General features: G+C 56.9%; 18 protein-coding genes. 15 read left to right on the forward strand and 3 right to left on the reverse strand.

From position 1 onward, the window contains the following. Nucleotides 1–49: 49 nt before the first annotated feature. Entirely contained in the window at nt 50–1,738 is a 1,689-nt protein-coding gene (kdpA, locus tag EBA31_RS05085) for a potassium-transporting ATPase subunit KdpA (RefSeq protein WP_122077601.1), read from the reverse strand. Continuing rightward, nucleotides 1,738–1,827, reverse strand: coding sequence for a K(+)-transporting ATPase subunit F (locus tag EBA31_RS05090; RefSeq protein WP_004949718.1), 90 nt, complete (start codon nt 1,825–1,827; stop codon nt 1,738–1,740). The genes kdpA and EBA31_RS05090 overlap by 1 nt, the downstream gene beginning before the upstream one ends. A 443-nt stretch (nt 1,828–2,270) precedes the next feature. On the opposite strand from EBA31_RS05090, the gene EBA31_RS05095 reads away from it, so the two are divergent. From EBA31_RS05095 to nei, 12 genes are all read left to right on the forward strand, one after another. Further along, entirely contained in the window at nt 2,271–2,477 is a 207-nt protein-coding gene (locus EBA31_RS05095) for a YbfA family protein (RefSeq protein ID WP_020825658.1), read from the forward strand. A 144-nt stretch (nt 2,478–2,621) separates the two neighbouring features. Beyond that, a complete protein-coding gene (locus EBA31_RS05100) occupies nt 2,622–3,575 on the forward strand; it encodes a 2-thiouracil desulfurase family protein (protein ID WP_020825659.1) in 954 nt (317 codons plus the stop codon). Nucleotides 3,576–3,590: 15 nt separating this feature from the next. Further along, on the forward strand, nt 3,591–5,021 hold the full coding sequence (gene phrB / locus EBA31_RS05105) for a deoxyribodipyrimidine photo-lyase (protein ID WP_122077602.1): 1,431 nt from the start codon (nt 3,591–3,593) through the stop codon (nt 5,019–5,021). Nucleotides 5,022–5,043: 22 nt separating this feature from the next. Next, nucleotides 5,044–6,024, forward strand: coding sequence for an MBL fold metallo-hydrolase (locus EBA31_RS05110; RefSeq protein ID WP_048759467.1), 981 nt, complete (start codon nt 5,044–5,046; stop codon nt 6,022–6,024). An 18-nt stretch (nt 6,025–6,042) separates the two neighbouring features. Next, complete coding sequence (locus EBA31_RS05115) at nt 6,043–6,786, forward strand: type 2 GTP cyclohydrolase I (protein WP_122077604.1); 744 nt, start codon at nt 6,043–6,045, stop codon at nt 6,784–6,786. Between the two features lie 152 nt (nt 6,787–6,938). Beyond that, a complete protein-coding gene (pxpB, locus tag EBA31_RS05120; protein ID WP_020825663.1) occupies nt 6,939–7,595 on the forward strand; it encodes a 5-oxoprolinase subunit PxpB in 657 nt (218 codons plus the stop codon). Continuing rightward, a complete protein-coding gene (gene pxpC / locus EBA31_RS05125; RefSeq protein WP_122077606.1) occupies nt 7,589–8,509 on the forward strand; it encodes a 5-oxoprolinase subunit PxpC in 921 nt (306 codons plus the stop codon). The genes pxpB and pxpC overlap by 7 nt, the downstream gene beginning before the upstream one ends. Next, on the forward strand, nt 8,510–9,247 hold the full coding sequence (gene pxpA / locus EBA31_RS05130) for a 5-oxoprolinase subunit PxpA (RefSeq protein WP_122077608.1): 738 nt from the start codon (nt 8,510–8,512) through the stop codon (nt 9,245–9,247). Between the two features lie 170 nt (nt 9,248–9,417). Beyond that, a complete protein-coding gene (locus EBA31_RS05135) occupies nt 9,418–10,149 on the forward strand; it encodes a DUF969 domain-containing protein (protein ID WP_020825666.1) in 732 nt (243 codons plus the stop codon). Further along, entirely contained in the window at nt 10,146–11,165 is a 1,020-nt protein-coding gene (locus EBA31_RS05140) for a DUF979 domain-containing protein (protein WP_048759462.1), read from the forward strand. Before EBA31_RS05135 ends, EBA31_RS05140 begins: the two co-directional genes overlap by 4 nt. A 9-nt stretch (nt 11,166–11,174) precedes the next feature. Continuing rightward, nucleotides 11,175–11,819: a pyroglutamyl-peptidase I gene (gene pcp / locus EBA31_RS05145; RefSeq protein ID WP_020825668.1), complete on the forward strand. Its 645-nt coding sequence runs from the start codon at nt 11,175–11,177 to the stop codon at nt 11,817–11,819. A gap of 58 nt (nt 11,820–11,877) precedes the next feature. Then, nucleotides 11,878–12,669, forward strand: coding sequence for an endonuclease VIII (gene nei / locus EBA31_RS05150; RefSeq protein ID WP_122077610.1), 792 nt, complete (start codon nt 11,878–11,880; stop codon nt 12,667–12,669). A gap of 56 nt (nt 12,670–12,725) precedes the next feature. Here the strand turns inward: nei and EBA31_RS05155 are convergent, their stop codons facing one another. Then, the gene (locus EBA31_RS05155; protein ID WP_020825670.1) at nt 12,726–14,018 is read right to left on the reverse strand and encodes a citrate synthase; all 1,293 of its coding nucleotides are present in this window, start codon (nt 14,016–14,018) and stop codon (nt 12,726–12,728) included. 733 nt (nt 14,019–14,751) lie between these two features. Between EBA31_RS05155 and sdhC the strand changes: the two genes are divergently transcribed. The 3 genes from sdhC to sdhA are packed head-to-tail and all read left to right on the forward strand — an operon-like array spanning nt 14,752 to nt 17,250. After that, nucleotides 14,752–15,141, forward strand: coding sequence for a succinate dehydrogenase cytochrome b556 subunit (gene sdhC / locus EBA31_RS05160; protein WP_122077611.1), 390 nt, complete (start codon nt 14,752–14,754; stop codon nt 15,139–15,141). Continuing rightward, a complete protein-coding gene (sdhD, locus tag EBA31_RS05165) occupies nt 15,135–15,482 on the forward strand; it encodes a succinate dehydrogenase membrane anchor subunit (RefSeq protein WP_020825672.1) in 348 nt (115 codons plus the stop codon). The genes sdhC and sdhD overlap by 7 nt, the downstream gene beginning before the upstream one ends. Before the next feature lies 1 nt (nt 15,483). After that, entirely contained in the window at nt 15,484–17,250 is a 1,767-nt protein-coding gene (gene sdhA / locus EBA31_RS05170) for a succinate dehydrogenase flavoprotein subunit (RefSeq protein WP_020825673.1), read from the forward strand. The last annotated feature ends 12 nt before the right edge of the window (nt 17,251–17,262 follow it).

Raw genomic sequence — 17,262 nt, forward strand, 5'->3', positions numbered from 1 at the left:
AGTGCCAGGTAACAACGCTGCGGCTCGAAAGGCGACGGGAATGCGCCTGTTATTTGGCCAGCCAAAGTTGCAAATGTTCGGCCACCGGTCCCAGCGCCAGCGCCGGTACGAAGGTCAATGCGCCCACCAGCAGCACGGTGCCGATCAGCAGACCGATAAACAGCGGCCCGTAGGTTGGCAGAGTACCGTTGCCCGCAGGCTGACGTTTCTTCGCACACAGCGAACCGGCAATGGCCAGCACCGGCAGGATCACCCCAAAGCGGCCGACGAACATGGCGAAGGCCAGCAGCAGGTTATAGAACGGCGTATTGACGCTCAGGCCGGCAAAGGCGCTACCGTTGTTGTTGGCGGCGGAAGACAGCGCATACAGCACTTCGCTGAAGCCGTGCGCGCCCGGGTTAAGGATGCCTGCACGACCGGCGTCGGTGGCGATGGCCAGCGCAGTGCCCAACAGCACCAGCGTCGGCGTGACCAGGATCGCCAGAGCGGTCATTTTCATGTCGTAGACGTCAATCTTTTTGCCCAGGTATTCCGGTGTGCGCCCGATCATCAGCCCGGCAATAAACACCGTCAGCAGGACGAACAACAGCATGCCGTACAGGCCCGAGCCAACACCGCCAAACACCACTTCGCCAATCTGCATCAGCCACATCGGCACCATGCCGCCCAGCGCGGTGAAGGAGTCATGCATCGCATTGACCGCACCGCAGGACGCCGCGGTGGTCACCACCGAGAACAGGCTGGTGGCGAGAATGCCAAAGCGCGACTCCTTGCCTTCCATATTGATGTTGCTGGCACTGCCCAATTCGCCCAGATGAGGGTTACCCGCCAGTTCGGCGAACATCACCACCACCACGGCAACCACGAAGATCAGCGCCATCGCCCAGATCAGCGCGTGGCCCTGGCGGTTTTCACCGGCAACCTGACCGAAAGCAAAACACAACGCGCAGGGGATCAGGAAGATCGCCAGCATTTGCACAAAGTTGGTCAGCACGGTCGGGTTTTCGAACGGGTGAGCCGAGTTGGCGCCGAAGAAACCGCCGCCATTGGTGCCGAGCATCTTGATCGCTTCCTGAGAGGCCACAGGCCCCATCGGCAACGTCTGCTGCGCGCCTTCCAGCGTGTTGATGTGCAGGTAGGGCAGGAAGTTTTGCAGCGTGCCCTGGCTGACGAAGAACAAAGCGATCAACAGCGAAATCGGCAGCAGCACATACAGCGTCACGCGGAACATATCGATCCAGGCGTTGCCGATAGTGGCGCTGGAACGACGGGTGAAGGCGCGGATCAACGCAAAGGCCACGGCGATACCGGTCGCGGCGGACAGGAAGTTCTGTACTGCCAGACCGGCCATTTGGCTGAGATAGCTGAGAGTGCTTTCACCGCTGTAGGCTTGCCAGTTGGTGTTGGTGACAAAGCTGACCGCGGTATTGAACGCCAGATCCCAGGACAGGCCGGGGAAGCCCTGCGGGTTAAGCGGCAGCGAGCCTTGCGCCATCAGCAACGCGAACAGCAGCACCAGACCGAGCAGGTTAAACCACAGGATCGCCAGTGAGTATTGCCACCAGTTCATTTCGGCGGGGGTTGTGCCACAGCAACGCCAAATGCCGGCTTCCAGCCGACGCAGCGCCGGCAGCGGCTCTCCTTCAATCAGGCGTGCCAGGAAACCGCCCAGCGGTCGCGCCAGCAGCAGAAGCACCAGCAGGAAGCTGGCAATCAATAAAAAGGCTGAAGCTGCCATCAGAAATCCTCCGCATTGAACAGGGCATAAACCAGATAGCCCAACAGCAGCAGAACCAACAGCGCACCACCAATAACGCTGATACTCACGGGACACCTCCAGAGGTGTAGTTTTTGATAGAGCGAGTGTAGGGAGGGCGGTAGAAAGAAGATGAAAAAATAGCGTTGGCCGGTGTAAAAAAAGTATAAAAATGGCTGAAATTACAGCAGAAAATGGCTTTTTAGCCTCGATTTTGGGGGGCGTAGCGCGATTGGACTCCTGTTTGGGGGCGTGAAGATGAAGGTTTGCGTAAACAGGGCGTAAATAACCACAATGTAACCAATGGTTAGTTAATTATTAACCTTGATGTAACAAAATTACGGATTAGGCGAATTATTTGCGATTTTTTGTGCGATTCAGTGGTCGGATGAGTAGTAAACTTTCATCAATTGCGCTAAAATTTTGTCCAGTTACCAAATGGTCTTGTTTCTATTGTTTACGCCAGCGCTGTTTCGCAGTAAATCAACGGCCAGGCGTTTTTGAGGAGGTTCGCATGTCTACTTATCACGCTTATTCATTGCATCGGATTCTCCTGCGCCGCAGCGCAGTGATCCTGGCAGGTGTGTTGGCTTTACCGGTAATGCTGTTCCGCAGCGACCGCGCCCGTTTTTACAGCTATTTGCACCGCGTCTGGTCAAAAACCAGCGATAAGCCGGTCTGGCTGCAACAGGCGGAACTGGCGTCCTGCGATTTCTACTGATCGCAGCTTGCCCCAACGAAAACCCTCGCTCTCCAGCGGGGGTTTTTTTATGGCTGCGGTTCGGGCATGGTGTCGATAGCGTTCGTGTCATAGCGCGAATTCTTCTACACTTTTAGTCACATCCAACGCTGCGGGAGCCTATCAATGAGTGACAAAATTCCGGTCGGTATCAGCGCTTGCCTGCTTGGTGAGACGGTGCGTTTTGACGGCGGCCATAAACGGCTGGCCTTTGCGGTGGAACAACTGGCCCCTTTTGTGCGTTTTGAGCCGATTTGCCCGGAAATGGCCATCGGTTTACCGACCCCGCGCCCGGCGCTGCGGTTGATCAAAAAACAACATCACGTGGCACTGCGCCACAGCAATGACGATAGCATTGACGTAACCGAGCGCATGCAGCAGTTTTCCGAGCAGCGAATCGCCGCTTTGCAGCACCTGTGCGGTTACATTGTTTGCGCCAACTCGCCAAGCTGCGGCATGGAGCGGGTCCGTCTGTATGATGAGAACGGTAGCGGCGCGCGTAAAAGTGGCGTCGGATTGTTCACCGCCGAGCTACTGCGGCAAATGCCCTGGCTGCCGGTGGAGGAGGACGGGCGGCTGAACGACGCAACGCTGCGGGAGAACTTTGTCGAACGCGTTTATGCGCTGTATGAGTTAAACATGCTGTGGCGTAAAGGCCTGAGCCGCGGCGGACTAATCGCCTTTCACAGTCGCTATAAGCTGTCGCTGTTGGCGCATTCGCAGCAGGAATACCGGGAGCTTGGGCGTTTTGTGGCGGGCATCGATAAATGGGATTCGCTGGAAGCCTTCACCCTCGAATACCGCAGTCGCCTGATGAAACTGCTGGCGCACAAGGCTACCCGTCGTAACCACACCAACGTATTGATGCATGTGCAGGGCTATTTCCGCAATCATCTGAGCTCCGCGCAGCGCCAGGAACTGGCGCAGTTGATCGATCGTTATCGGCAGGGCGTGCAGCCGTTGTTGGCACCGATAACCCTGCTCAAACATTACATGGCCGAATACCCCGATCGTTATCTGGCCGACCAACGCTATTTCGAGCCCTATCCCGAGGCGCTGCGCCTGCGTTATGGCCACTGATTGACAAGGAGTTTTATGACCACGCATCTGGTCTGGTTGCGTAACGATTTGCGTATCACCGACAACAAAGCCCTGCACGCCGCCTGTAGCGATCCCGAAGCTCGGGTGCTGGCGGTGTTTATCGCCACGCCGCAACAATGGCAGCAGCACCAAATGGCGCCACGTCAGGCGGCGTTTATCCATGCGGGTTTGCTGCAGGTACAGCAGGCCCTTGCCGAGCGCGGCATTCCCCTTAGCTATCACCAATGCGACGACTTCTCAGCTGCAGTGGATTGGCTGGTGGCGTACTGCACACAGGAGCGGGTGGATGCGCTGTTTTACAATCGCCAGTACGAAATCAACGAGCGCCAGCGCGACCAACGGCTGGAACAGCGTTTAGCCGGGCAGGTGATTTGCCAGAGTTTCGACGACAGCCTGCTGCTGCCGCCGGGGAGCGTGCAAACCGGCGGCGGTGAAATGTACAAGGTCTATACGCCTTTTCGTAAAGCCTTTATCCAGCGTCTGACCGAATCCGACATCCGCTCTGTTCCCGCCCCCAAACCGCGAGCCGGTGGCGCACTGCCCACCCCTGCGGTACCCGAGGCGTTCGATTATCCACCGGCAGAGCCGACCGGGGATTTTCCAAGCGGGGAAGAGGCGGCTTTGCAGCGATTACGTTCTTTTTGCCGGGAGCAGGTGCAGGACTATCTTAAGCAGCGCGATCTGCCGGCCATTGACGGTACCAGCGGCCTGTCGCCCTATTTGGCGATTGGCGTGTTGTCACCGCGCCAATGCTTTAACCGCCTGCGTGCTGAATGCCCACAGGTGCTGGAAAATCCCGACGGCGGCGCTTTTGGCTGGCTGAATGAACTGATCTGGCGCGAGTTTTATCGGCATTTGATGGTGGCCTATCCTGCGTTATGCAAGCACCGTCCCTTTATCGATTGGACGGATAAGGTACGCTGGCGGAACGACCGTGAGCTGCTGCAGGCCTGGCAGCAGGGCGCCACCGGCTATCCGATCGTTGATGCCGCTATGCGCCAATTGAATAAAACCGGCTGGATGCATAACCGGTTACGCATGATCAGCGCCAGTTTTCTGGTGAAAGACTTACTGATCGACTGGCGCGAAGGTGAGCGCTATTTCATGTCGCAACTGCTGGATGGCGATCTGGCGGCCAACAACGGCGGTTGGCAGTGGGCGGCCTCCACCGGTACCGACGCCGCGCCGTATTTCCGCATCTTTAACCCGACCACTCAGGGCGAACGTTTTGATCCGCAAGGCACTTTTATCCGTAAATGGTTGCCCGAGCTGGCGGATGTACCGGACAATGCTATCCATCAACCCCATCGCTGGGCAGAACAACAGCAGCGCGTGCTGGATTATCCGCTGCCGATTGTCGACCACAAGCAGGCGCGGCTGGAAACGCTGGCGGCCTTTGAGGCGGCGAAGCGCGGGGAATATTAAGGCAACAGCAAGGAGCGAAATAATGATGAAAAAGGTGCTGGCCCTGTGCCTGAGCGGCTATTCAGCCCTGGCGCTGGCCGGTTTTGACGTGGTGGCGCTGGGCGTGGATGGCGGCGTTAGCGACGGCAATCTGACCTCTTATCTGATCCGCAGCGACAACCAACCGCAGTATCTGGCGCTGGATGCCGGCTCGTTGTTACCGGGTATTGCCAAAGGGCTGGAGAAGGGGAGTTTCCCGCAGGTGACCCCTGAACTGGCGGCGCCTTATACTCCGCAGGGTTATGTATTCCGCCAACTGATCGGCGCTTACTTTATCAGCCATGGTCATCTGGACCATGTGGCGGGGTTGATAATCGGTTCGCCGGAGGACAGCAAGAAGAATATCTATGCCCAGGCCGATACCATTCTGACCCTGCGCAATCATTACTTTAACTGGAAGGCCTGGCCCAACTTCACCGATTCCGGCAACGGATCGCGGTTGGGGACTTACCGGCTGCAAACCGTGCGCCCGCAGCAGCGTGTGACCCTGGGCGTGACCGGTTTGAGCGGCGTAATGTATCCGCTCAGCCACGATCGGTATCCTTCTTCGATGCTGCTGGTCTCCGATCGCAGCGGCTCTTTCGCCTATTTCGGCGATACCGGCCCGGATGCGCTTGAGCAGTCGCGCAATCTGGACGGCGCCTGGCGCGCGTTGGGGCCGCTCATCGAGCAGAAAAAGCTGAAAGGCATGATCATCGAAAGCTCCTATCCCAACGAGGTTGAAGATAAAAATCTCTACGGGCACCTGACGCCGGCATGGTTGTTGAAAGAGTTGAAAAATTTGACCCAGTACAGTGGGGGAGAAGGATCGCTGAAGGATTTCCCGGTGGTCATCAGCCATATCAAACCCAGCCTGAAGCAAGGGCAAGATGTGCGGGCGACCATCAAACAGCAGTTGGAACAGGGCAACGATCTGGGCGTGAAATTTATCCTGATGGAACAGGGCGACCGCCAGACATTTTGAATTGAAGAGAGAATTTTTATGCGTAACCTCGATCTTGAAAAGTTGATCAACACCGAACTGAATACCGGCGCGTTTCAGGATTACGGCCCTAATGGGTTGCAGGTGGAAGGGCGGCCCCATGTGCAGCGTATCGTTACCGGCGTTACCGCCTGTCAGGCGCTGCTGGATGCGGCGGTGGAACACCAGGCCGACGCCGTTGTGGTACATCACGGCTACTTCTGGAAAAACGAGGCGCCCTCGGTACGTGGCATGAAGCGCACTCGGCTGAAAACGCTGTTGAGCAATGATATCAACCTGTACGCTTATCACCTGCCGCTGGACGCGCATCCGGTGTTGGGCAACAACGCGCAGCTGGCGCATCAACTGGGCATTCGGGTGATTGGCGAAGTGGAACCGCTGGTGCCGCACGGGGAATTTGAGCAACCGCTGACCGGCGTTGAACTGCAGCAACGTATTGAGAGCCGCCTCGGGCGGGCCGTACTGCACTGTGGTGATAACGCCCCGGCGCATATCCGCCGTGTGGCCTGGTGCACCGGTGGCGGTCAGGGCTTTATCGACAGCGCCGCGCGATTTGGCGTCGATGCTTTCATTACTGGAGAGGTTTCTGAGCAAACCATTCACAGCGCGCGTGAAATGGGCATTCACTTTTTTGCCGCCGGGCATCATGCCACTGAACGTGGTGGCGTCAAGGCGCTGGGTGAATGGCTGGCTGAGCAGCATGGTTTTGATGTGACCTTTATCGATATCCCGAATCCCGCCTGATTTCCCTCTGAGGATCCAGCCCGGTTTATACCGAGGCTGAATCCTTTTAATAGCCTAATCCCTTATTTTCTCGAAGGTTGTTCTATTGACAGCCGGAGCGCTGTCGCGCATAACTGATGTGTTTTCATCGCGATAATAATAAGGAGAAAAGGGTGCAACGAGCACGATGTTACTTGTTAGGTGAACGCGCGGTAGTGCTTGAACTGTCGCCGCCGGTGACGCTGCCAAGCCAGCAGCGGATTTGGGCGCTGGCCGAAAAGCTGAATCATCATCCCGACGTGCGCGAAGTGGTGCCCGGCATGAACAACCTTACGCTGCTGCTGAAGACGCCGCAGGCCGATGCCGAAATGATGTTAGCGCTGTTGCAACAGGGATGGGACAGCGAGGAGATCCTGGTGCCGGAATCACGTCAGGTGGATATTCCGGTGATCTACGGCGGCCAGGACGGGCCCGATCTGGATGAGGTCGCGCGCCACACCGGCATGACTCCGCAGCAGGTGGTGGAGTGCCACTCCTCTGCGGATTACGTAGTCTATTTCCTTGGTTTTCAACCTGGTTTCTCCTACATGGGCGGCATGCCGGACAAGTTGGCAACCCCGCGCCGTGCCGAACCGCGCCTGTCGGTGGCGGCTGGCTCCGTGGGTATCGGTGGCAGTCAGACCGGTATTTATCCGCTGGTGACGCCCGGCGGCTGGCAGTTGATTGGCCGTACACCTCTGGCGTTGTTTAATCCCTATGAAATGCCGCCCACCCTGCTGCGCCCTGGCGACAGCGTGCGGTTTGTGCCACAGAAGGAGGGCGTATGCTGAAGATCCTGCGTGCGGGCATTTACACCACGGTGCAGGATTTGGGCCGTAACGGTTTCCGTCGTCTGGGCGTCAGCCAGGGCGGCGCGCTCGACGAACCCGCGTTGAGGATCGCCAACCTGCTGGTGGGTAACGATACGAATGCCGCCGGGTTGGAAATCACCCTCGGGCAATTTAGCGCCGAATTTACCCGGCCAGGCTGGATCGCGCTGACCGGCGCCGGTTGTGATGCGCAACTGGACGGCAAGCCGCTGTGGACCGGCTGGCGTTATCAGGTCAATGCGGGCCAACAGCTGATGTTGAAAATGCCAAAACGTGGCATGCGCAGCTATCTGGCGATAGACGGTGGTATCGCGGTGCCGGAAATACTCGGCTCACGCAGCACCGACAACAAAGCCGCTTTTGGCGGGCTGGAAGGACGTAACCTGCGAGATGGCGACTGCCTGCCGTTGGGAGCGGGGCGCGAATTGCAAAAGCAAAGCACCGGCGTGAAACAACTGTTGTTCAACAACCGTATCCGGGCCTTGCCGGGGCCGGAATATGACGAATTCAGCGAAGAGGCGAAAGAGTCTTTCTGGCGTACTGCCTGGCAACTGAGCCCGCAGAGCAACCGCATGGGCTACCGCTTGCACGGCAGCAGCGCGCTGAACCGTACCACCGAACGCGAAATGTTGTCGCATGGCCTGTTGCCGGGCGTGGTGCAGGTGCCGCATAACGGTCAGCCTATCGTGTTGATGGCCGATGCTCAAACTACCGGTGGTTACCCGCGCATTGCCTGCGTGATCGAAGCCGATCTCTATCATCTGGCGCAAATCCGTCTGGGCGAAGCTATCCACTTTGTACCCTGTACCCTGGCCCAGGCGCAGCGCGCCAAGGCCGAACAGGAGCACTTTATCCAACAGATTGCCTGGGGTTAGATGAACGTTGATTTGAATGCCGATCTGGGTGAGGGCTGCGCTAACGATCAGGCGCTGCTGCAATTGGTCAGTTCGGCCAATATCGCCTGCGGTTTTCACGCCGGAGATGCGCAAACCATGCGCCAGTCGGTGCGTTGGGCGCTGCAGTACGGCGTGGCGATTGGCGCGCATCCGAGTTTTCCCGATCGCGAGAACTTTGGTCGTACCCGCATGCAGTTGCCGCCGGAAACGGTGTATGCGCAGGTGGTGTATCAGCTCGGTGCGCTGGCGGCGATTGCCCGTGCAGAAGGCGGGGTAATGGTGCACGTGAAGCCGCACGGCATGTTGTACAACCAGGCGGCCGTGGAGCCGGCGCTGGCGGAAGCCATTGCCCGCGCGGTTAAAGCAGTCGATCCGGCTTTGCGCCTGGTGGGGCTGGCGGGCAGCGAACTGATCCGCGCCGGTGAAAAGCAAGGTTTGGCGACGCGACAAGAGGTCTTTGCCGATCGCGGTTATCAGGCCGATGGCACGCTGGTACCACGGGGCCAGCCAGGGGCTTTGATTACCAGCGACGAACTGGCGCTGGCGCAAACGCTGGAAATGGTACGCCACCATCGGGTTCGCACTCTGGAGGGCACCTGGGCCGCTGTTCGGGCCGAAACCGTCTGCCTGCATGGCGACGGTGAACATGCGCTGGAATACGCGCGCACGCTGCGCCAACGTTTTGCCGTGGAAGGCATTAACGTCAGCGCAGAATAAAAATAATTAAACATACACAACACACAACACAATAATACCCAATGGATTTCGAGTCACAGCCAGGCAGCAAGGGGGTAAATCTCCAGGAGCTTACTTAAGTAAGTGACTGGCGTTTGCCCATGCAGCTAACAACGCTGTGGCTTGAAAGACGAGGGGAAAAGGAAGGCGCTATGGAACAGGTTGTTAACTTATGGCCACTGATTGGCATTGCCGCCATCGTGGTCGGGTTTGTTTTACGCTTTAACCCCGTGCTGGTGGTGATTGTCGCCGGCATTATCACCGGGCTGGCGGCATTGATGCCGCTGGATGTGATCCTGGAAAAACTCGGTGAGGGCTTCTTGAATACCCGTAACCTGCCGCTGATCCTGCTGCTGCCGTTGGCGGTGATCGGTTTGCTGGAACGCCACGGTTTGAAAGAGCGTGCACAGGCATGGATCGCCAAGATTAAAAGCGCCACCGCTGGACGTTTGTTGATCGTCTATCTGTTCGTGCGTGAAATTACTGCCGCCATGGGGCTGACCAGCCTGGGCGGGCACCCGCAAATGGTGCGTCCGCTGTTAGCACCCATGGCGGAAGGGGCTGCGGAAAACCGTTACGGTGAGCTGCCGGAGCGTACGCGTCACCGCCTGCGTGCCATGTCTGCCGCGACGGATAACGTCGGGTTGTTCTTTGGCGAAGACATTTTTGTGGCCTTCGGCGCGATCATCTTCATGCACAACTTTATGCTGGAATCCGGCGGTATCCAGACCGAGCCGCTGCATATCGCCTTGTGGGGCATTCCCACCGCTATCTTCGCCTTCCTGATCCATGCGTTTCGACTTTACCGGATGGATAAGCAGCTCAGCGCTGAATTGTCGCAGCTTAATCAGGCGGCACTGCAGGCCAAAGGAGATGCCCAATGACTTTCCAACAACAATATCTCTATTGGCTGGCCGGCGTGGTGCTGCTGATTGTCGCCGTGATGTCGTTCCGCGATCGCGCCAACCCGCGGCGTATTACCACCGGTTTGTTCTGGGCGTTGTACGGTGTGGTGTTCCTGGTTGGCGACTGGACCTATAGCCTGTTGGGCGACGTGCTGGGGGAGGGCAGCAACGAAAAACGCATGCTGCATATTATCGTCGGCGTGGTGGTCGTGGTGATGGCGTTGATCGCCGGCTTTGGCGGTGTGCGTCTGGGTAGCTATCATCAACGTACCCCACAGCAGCGCGAAGAGAGCGCGAAACGTCTGGGTAACCGGCTGTTTATTCCGGCACTGGCCATCCCGGTGGTGACGGTGGTTGGCGTGCTGCTGTTCAACAATATTCCGGCATTGCAAACGGCGGTATTCGGCAGCGGTAACCACGCAACCTTGATTACTTTGTTCTCGATGACCGTCGGTTGTTTGCTGGGGTTGGTCATTGCGGTGAAAATGACCCATGAGAAAGCGCTGCAGCCGATTCAGGAAGCGCGCCGCCTGCTGGACTCCATCGGTTGGGCGTTTATTTTGCCGCAAATCCTCGCCACGCTGGGCCTGCTGTTTACCACCGCAGGCGTCGGTACCGCCATCTCTCATCTGACTCAAGAGTATCTGGCGGTGGATAACCGCTTCATCGCGGTGGCGGTTTATGCCATCGGTATGGCGCTGTTGACCATGGTGATGGGTAACGCCTTTGCCGCTTTTCCTATCGTCACCGCCGGTATCGGTATTCCGATCCTGGTGCTGCAACACGGTGGTAACCCGGCGGTGATGGCGGCCATCGGCATGTTTTCCGGCTATTGCGGCACGCTGATGACGCCAATGGCTGCTAACTTTAATATTGTACCGGCGGCGTTGCTGGAATTGCCGGACAAGAATGCGGTGATCAAGGCGCAGGTGCCGACCGGGGTGCTGCTGCTGCTGGTGAACGTGTTCCTGCTTTATTTCCTGATGTTCCTTTAAGGAGAACGCATGCAAAAGGTATTGATCACGGGCTTTGAGCCCTTTGGCGGCGAGCGCGTTAATCCTTCGTGGGAAGTGGTAAAGCAACTCAATGATATGGAGCTTTCCGGCGCGCGCATTATTGCACGCCAGCTGCCCTGCGTATTTGGCGCGGCGCTGGAAGCGCTCAATGAGGCGATTGATGACGTGCAGCCAGTGATGGTGTTAGCTATCGGCCAGGCCGGTGGACGGACTGACATTACGCTGGAACGCGTGGCAATCAATATCGACGATGCGCGTATTCCGGATAATCAGGGGCAGCAGCCGATAGACGAGCCTATCGTTGAAAAGGGGCCTGCGGCCTATTTCAGCACTTTGCCCGTCAAGGCTATGGTCGAGGCGATGCGTGAAGCGGGTATCCCTGCTTCGGTATCGCAAACGGCCGGCACCTACGTTTGCAACCATGTGATGTATGGCTTGTTGCACCGTTTGAGCAAACAACAGGCGATCAAGGGTGGATTTATTCATATCCCTTATCTACCGGAGCAGGCTGCCGCCCATCCTGGTGCCCCCAGCATGGCGGCAACCACGGTCCTGTTTGCGCTGGAATTGGCCGTTTCCATTGCGCTGCAGGTTGAACACGATTTGAAAGTCGTCGGCGGCGCGACGCATTAATCGCCGTTTTTACCCCCGGCGCGGTTTGTCGCGTCGGGGGCTACTCAGGAGTGATTCTATGCCGGAAGGACCGGAGATTCGCCGGGCGGCAGATGCATTGGCGGCGGCGGTGATCGACCAGCCGCTGACCGACGTCGGTTTTGCCTTTCCCCAGCTTAAACACTATCGCGACCGGTTAATCGGTGAGCGGATCATTGCTATCGAACCGCGCGGCAAGGCGTTACTGACCCACTTTTCCAATGGGCTGACGCTTTATAGCCATAACCAATTGTATGGCGTGTGGAAAGTGGTGAACGCGGGGGAAACGCCGGAAACCAAACGGGATCTGCGCGTACGGCTGGAAACGGCGGAGCGGGCAATTCTGTTGTACAGCGCGTCAGATATTACCCTGGGGCCGCGCGAAGAAATTGAACAGCATCCGTTTTTGCAACGGATCGGCCCCGACGTGCTGGATATGACGCTGACGGAAACCGCGGTAGAACAGCGACTGTTGTCGCCGAAGTTTCGTCGCAGGCAACTGGGTGGCATGTTGCTCGATCAGGCGTTTCTCGCCGGGCTGGGCAATTACCTGCGCGCCGAAATTCTCTGGCAGGCCGAACTGGCACCGCAGCATAAGCCGCAGGATCTGTCACCGGAGGCTTTGCAACGGCTGGCAAAGGCCCTGCTGGCGGTACCGAGGCTGTCTTACCAGACTCGTGGGCAGGTGGATGAGAACCGTCATCACGGCGCGTTATTCAGTTTCAAGGTGTTTCACCGCAGCGGTGAACCCTGTGAACGTTGCGGCGCGATGATCGAACGCACGACGCTGTCTTCAAGGCCCTTTTATTGGTGTCCAGGCTGTCAGAAATAGCAAAAAAAAGCCGCCCATCGGGCGGCTTGTGCTGCTTTATGTAGGGTAAAGCGGCGTTATTTGTTTTTCACCTGGGATTTGAAATCGCGTTCGGCATAGCCGGTGTACAGCTGGCGCGGACGGGCAATCTTGATGCCTTCGTCATGCATTTCGTTCCAGTGTGCAATCCAGCCGATGGTACGGGCGATGGCGAAGATTACGGTAAACATGGATGAAGGAATACCCATTGCCTTCAGAATGATGCCTGAGTAGAAGTCGACGTTCGGGTACAGCTTCTTCTCGATGAAGTACGGGTCGTTCAGCGCGATGTGTTCCAGCTCCATCGCCACTTCCAGCAGGTTGTCGTCCTTCTTGTTCAGTTCTTTCAGCACTTCGTGACAGGTTTCGCGCATCACGGTGGCGCGTGGGTCGTAGTTCTTGTACACGCGGTGGCCAAAGCCCATCAGGCGGAAGGAGTCGTTCTTGTCCTTGGCGCGCTTGATAAACTCAGGGATGTGCTCAACGGTTTTGATCTCTTCCAGCATTTTCAGCGCGGCTTCGTTGGCGCCGCCGTGTGCCGGCCCCCACAGGGAGGCGATACCGGCTGCGATACAGGCAAACGGGTTAGCGCCTGAAGAACCTGCGGTACGTACGGTAGAGGTGGAAGCGTTCTGCTCGTGGTCTGCGTGCAGGATCAGGATGCGATCCATTGCGCGTTCCAGCACAGGGTTCACCACGTATTCTTCACACGGGGTTGCGAACATCATGTGCAGGAAGTTACCGGCGTAGGACAGGTCGTTACGTGGGTAAACGAACGGCTGGCCCAGGGAATATTTGTAACACATGGCCGCCACGGTAGGCATTTTGGACAGCAGGCGGAACGCGGTGATCTCGCGGTGACGCTCGTTGTTGACGTCCAGCGCATCGTGGTAGAACGCCGCCAGGGCACCGGTCACGCCGCACAGTACTGCCATTGGGTGCGAGTCGCGGCGGAAACCACGGAACAGATGGGTAATCTGGTCGTGGATCATGGTGTGGCGGGTTACGGTTGTTTTAAAGGTTTCGAACTCTTCTGCGGTTGGGGTCTCGCCGTACAGCAGGATGTAGCACACTTCCAGGTAAGAAGACTCTTTCGCCAGCTGTTCAATCGGGAAACCGCGGTGCAGCAGCACGCCTTTGTCACCGTCGATAAAGGTGATTTTTGATTCGCAGGAAGCGGTAGAGGTAAAGCCGGGATCAAACGTGAAATAACCTTTGGAGCCCAGGGCGCGGACATCGAGGACATCGGGGCCCAGTGTCGGGGATAATACGCCCAGTTCGATTGGAGCTTCACCATCATTAATGGTTAGCGTCGCTTTCTTATCAGTCATTTACTGTCTCCTTAGCGCCTTATTTTAAAAACCTCTAACAACTGAAATACCTTAATTCTCCTCAGGTTGCCCGCAAAAAATGGTGCGGACGCTAACTCTGTGAGCGACTGCGCAAATGCGCGGGTAGGGTACAGAGTGCTAACCAGGCGAACGAGGCGGGTGACCAGTTGTTAACGATTCATCGGAATTCGTTATATTCTGTTAATCTTACCTACGACGTGTTCGGGGGTTGTTGAACCTATCCCAATAAACTGTTTTATATGCCTTATTTTGTTTAATCTGCGGCGAACTGCTGCAAACATGTCCGGCAAAAACCGCCATTGGGATAGGTTCTGCCAAATACACTGTTGCATATCTTGAACACAGGGGGAAGTGTATCTGCTGACCTATAGCGCATCATAGGACCGTTTGTGCCCCTATATGTAATGGAATTGTTGATCTCTTGTCAAATCAGATAATTAATTTTGTGCCAATTGTGAAATTCGTGATCTAAATCACTGTTCGGGGGAAATGTTACCAAAGGGATTGTATGGGAATTGTAATCAGAATGTGATCCTCCTATACTGCCGCCAGGTCTCCGGGATACCCTGAAGTAGGAGCACCCAGCGTTATAACTACGCGCCGTTTAAGCACAGAGGATGTTGTTGTTTGAGCGCGTGACGTGTGAGGGTTTTGGCTCTTAACGCTGTCTGATCCCCGCCCAGGCCGGAGGAAGGAAAATAATAAGAGCTGTGTGGGCAAAAACGTGAAAAAACAAAGACCTGGCAACCTGGATCTGCAAACGATCCGGTTTCCCGTAACTGCGATAGCGTCCATCTTACACCGAGTCTCTGGCGTAATTACCTTCGTTGCCGTGGGTATCCTCCTCTGGCTGCTGGGCCTGTCTCTCTCTTCCCAAGAGGGGTTCATGCAGGCTGCCGCCATCATGAATAGCTTCGTTGTCAAATTCATATTCTGGGGCATCCTCACGGCGCTGGCCTATCACATTTGCGGTGGTATTCGCCACTTGTTAATGGATTTTGGCTATATCGAAGAGAGTTTAGCTGCCGGTACCCGTTCTGCCCAGGTGGCGATCGGTCTGACCGTCGTGCTGTCAGTTCTGGCTGGAGTCCTCGTATGGTAAACAATGTTTCTGCATTAGGACGCAACGGCGTACACGACTGGTTGTTACTGCGTGCTTCCGCTATCGTCATCACCCTGTATGTTCTGTATATCCTGGGCTTCTTCGTTACGGCTCCGGATCTCACCTACGAAATCTGGCGCGGCTTTTTCGCCACCTCTATTACGAAAGTGTTCACCCTGCTGACGCTGCTGTCGATTCTGGTTCACGCCTGGGTCGGTTTGTGGCAGGTCTTGACGGATTACGTCAAGCCTTTGGCGGTACGTCTGGTGTTGCAACTGGCGATTGTTGTCGTGTTGCTGGTCTATTTACTGTACGGAACAATCGTAGTGTGGGGTGCGTAAGATGAAACTGCCGATCAGAGAGTTTGATGCTGTTGTTATCGGTGCAGGCGGCGCAGGTATGCGCGCGGCACTGCAAATTTCTCAAGCAGGCTCCAGCTGTGCCCTGCTGTCCAAAGTATTCCCGACCCGTTCCCACACCGTGTCTGCACAGGGTGGCATCACCGTAGCCCTGGGTAACAACCACGATGATAACTGGGAATGGCATATGTATGACACGGTGAAGGGTTCCGATTATATCGGTGACCAGGACGCCATTGAATATATGTGTAAAACCGGCCCGGAAGCGGTTCTGGAGCTGGAGCATATGGGCCTGCCGTTCTCCCGTACTGACGAAGGCCGCATTTATCAGCGTCCGTTCGGCGGCCAGTCACTGAACTTCGGTGGCGCACAGGCGGCACGCACCGCGGCGGCAGCTGACCGTACCGGTCACGCGTTGCTGCACACCCTGTACCAACAGAATCTGAAAAACCACACCACTATCTTCTCCGAGTGGTATGCGCTGGATCTGGTGAAAAACCAGGATGGCGCAGTGGTCGGCACCACGGCTATCTGCATCGAAACCGGTGAAGTGGTTTACTTCAAAGCTAAAGCCACCGTGCTGGCGACCGGCGGTGCAGGCCGCATTTACCAGTCCACCACCAACGCCCACATCAACACCGGCGACGGTGTCGGCATGGCACTGCGCGCCGGCGTGCCGGTGCAGGACATGGAAATGTGGCAGTTCCACCCGACCGGCATCGCCGGCGCCGGGGTATTGGTGACCGAAGGTTGCCGTGGCGAAGGTGGTTATCTGCTGAACAAACACGGCGAGCGTTTCATGGAGCGTTATGCGCCGAACGCCAAAGACCTGGCGGGCCGTGATGTCGTAGCCCGTTCTATCATGATTGAAATCCGCGAAGGCCGCGGCTGTGACGGTCCATGGGGCCCACACGTCAAGCTGAAGCTGGATCACCTGGGCAAAGAAGTACTGGAATCCCGTCTGCCGGGCATTCTGGAACTGTCGCGCACCTTCGCGCACGTCGACCCGGTGAAAGAGCCGATTCCGGTCATCCCAACCTGCCACTACATGATGGGCGGTATTCCGACCAAAGTGACCGGCCAGGCGTTGACCGTGAACGAAAAAGGCGAAGACGTGGTGATCCCGGGCCTGTTCGCCGTGGGCGAAATTGCCTGCGTTTCAGTGCACGGTGCCAACCGTCTGGGCGGCAACTCGTTGCTGGACCTGGTGGTGTTCGGTCGTGCCGCCGGCATGCATCTGCATGAGTCTCTGGCGGAGCAGGGCGAAAGCCGTGATGCCAGCGATTCTGATGTAGAAGCATCGCTGGATCGTCTGAACCGCTGGAACAACACCCGTTCAGGTGAAGATCCGGTCGAAATCCGTAAGGCACTTCAAGCCTGCATGCAGCACAACTTCTCGGTATTCCGCGAAGGCGATGCGATGGCGAAAGGCCTGGAAGAGCTGAAAGTGATCCGTGAACGTCTGAAGAACGCACGTCTGGACGATACCTCCAGCGAGTTCAACACCCAGCGCATCGAATGTCTGGAGTTGGATAACCTGATGGAGACCGCGTTTTCCACCGCCGTGTCGGCCAACTTCCGTACCGAAAGCCGTGGCGCACACAGCCGCTTCGACTTCCCGGAACGTGATGACGCCAACTGGCTGTGTCACTCGCTGTATCAGCCGCAATCGGAAAGCATGACGCGTCGTGAAGTGAACATGCAACCGAAGCTGCGCCCGGCATTCCCGCCGAAAGTGCGTTCTTACTAATTGCGGAGATCG

The sequence above is a fragment of the Serratia sp. P2ACOL2 genome, from assembly GCF_003691565.1.
Taxonomy (GTDB): domain Bacteria; phylum Pseudomonadota; class Gammaproteobacteria; order Enterobacterales; family Enterobacteriaceae; genus Serratia; species Serratia liquefaciens.

Excerpts from the sequence above, each read along its gene's own strand:
- EBA31_RS05135 (WP_020825666.1), top strand. The coding sequence starts at position 9,418 with ATGGAACAGGTTGTTAACTTATGGCCACTGATTGGCATTGCCGCCATC.
- EBA31_RS05115 (WP_122077604.1), top strand. The coding sequence starts at position 6,043 with ATGCGTAACCTCGATCTTGAAAAGTTGATCAACACCGAACTGAATACC.
- EBA31_RS05140 (WP_048759462.1), top strand. The coding sequence starts at position 10,146 with ATGACTTTCCAACAACAATATCTCTATTGGCTGGCCGGCGTGGTGCTG.
- EBA31_RS05095 (WP_020825658.1), top strand. The coding sequence starts at position 2,271 with ATGTCTACTTATCACGCTTATTCATTGCATCGGATTCTCCTGCGCCGC.
- nei (WP_122077610.1), top strand. The coding sequence starts at position 11,878 with ATGCCGGAAGGACCGGAGATTCGCCGGGCGGCAGATGCATTGGCGGCG.
- pxpA (WP_122077608.1), top strand. The coding sequence starts at position 8,510 with ATGAACGTTGATTTGAATGCCGATCTGGGTGAGGGCTGCGCTAACGAT.
- EBA31_RS05155 (WP_020825670.1), bottom strand. The coding sequence starts at position 14,018 with ATGACTGATAAGAAAGCGACGCTAACCATTAATGATGGTGAAGCTCCA.
- phrB (WP_122077602.1), top strand. The coding sequence starts at position 3,591 with ATGACCACGCATCTGGTCTGGTTGCGTAACGATTTGCGTATCACCGAC.
- EBA31_RS05110 (WP_048759467.1), top strand. The coding sequence starts at position 5,044 with ATGATGAAAAAGGTGCTGGCCCTGTGCCTGAGCGGCTATTCAGCCCTG.
- pxpC (WP_122077606.1), top strand. The coding sequence starts at position 7,589 with ATGCTGAAGATCCTGCGTGCGGGCATTTACACCACGGTGCAGGATTTG.
- EBA31_RS05100 (WP_020825659.1), top strand. The coding sequence starts at position 2,622 with ATGAGTGACAAAATTCCGGTCGGTATCAGCGCTTGCCTGCTTGGTGAG.
- sdhA (WP_020825673.1), top strand. The coding sequence starts at position 15,484 with ATGAAACTGCCGATCAGAGAGTTTGATGCTGTTGTTATCGGTGCAGGC.
- kdpA (WP_122077601.1), bottom strand. The coding sequence starts at position 1,738 with ATGGCAGCTTCAGCCTTTTTATTGATTGCCAGCTTCCTGCTGGTGCTT.
- sdhD (WP_020825672.1), top strand. The coding sequence starts at position 15,135 with ATGGTAAACAATGTTTCTGCATTAGGACGCAACGGCGTACACGACTGG.
- pcp (WP_020825668.1), top strand. The coding sequence starts at position 11,175 with ATGCAAAAGGTATTGATCACGGGCTTTGAGCCCTTTGGCGGCGAGCGC.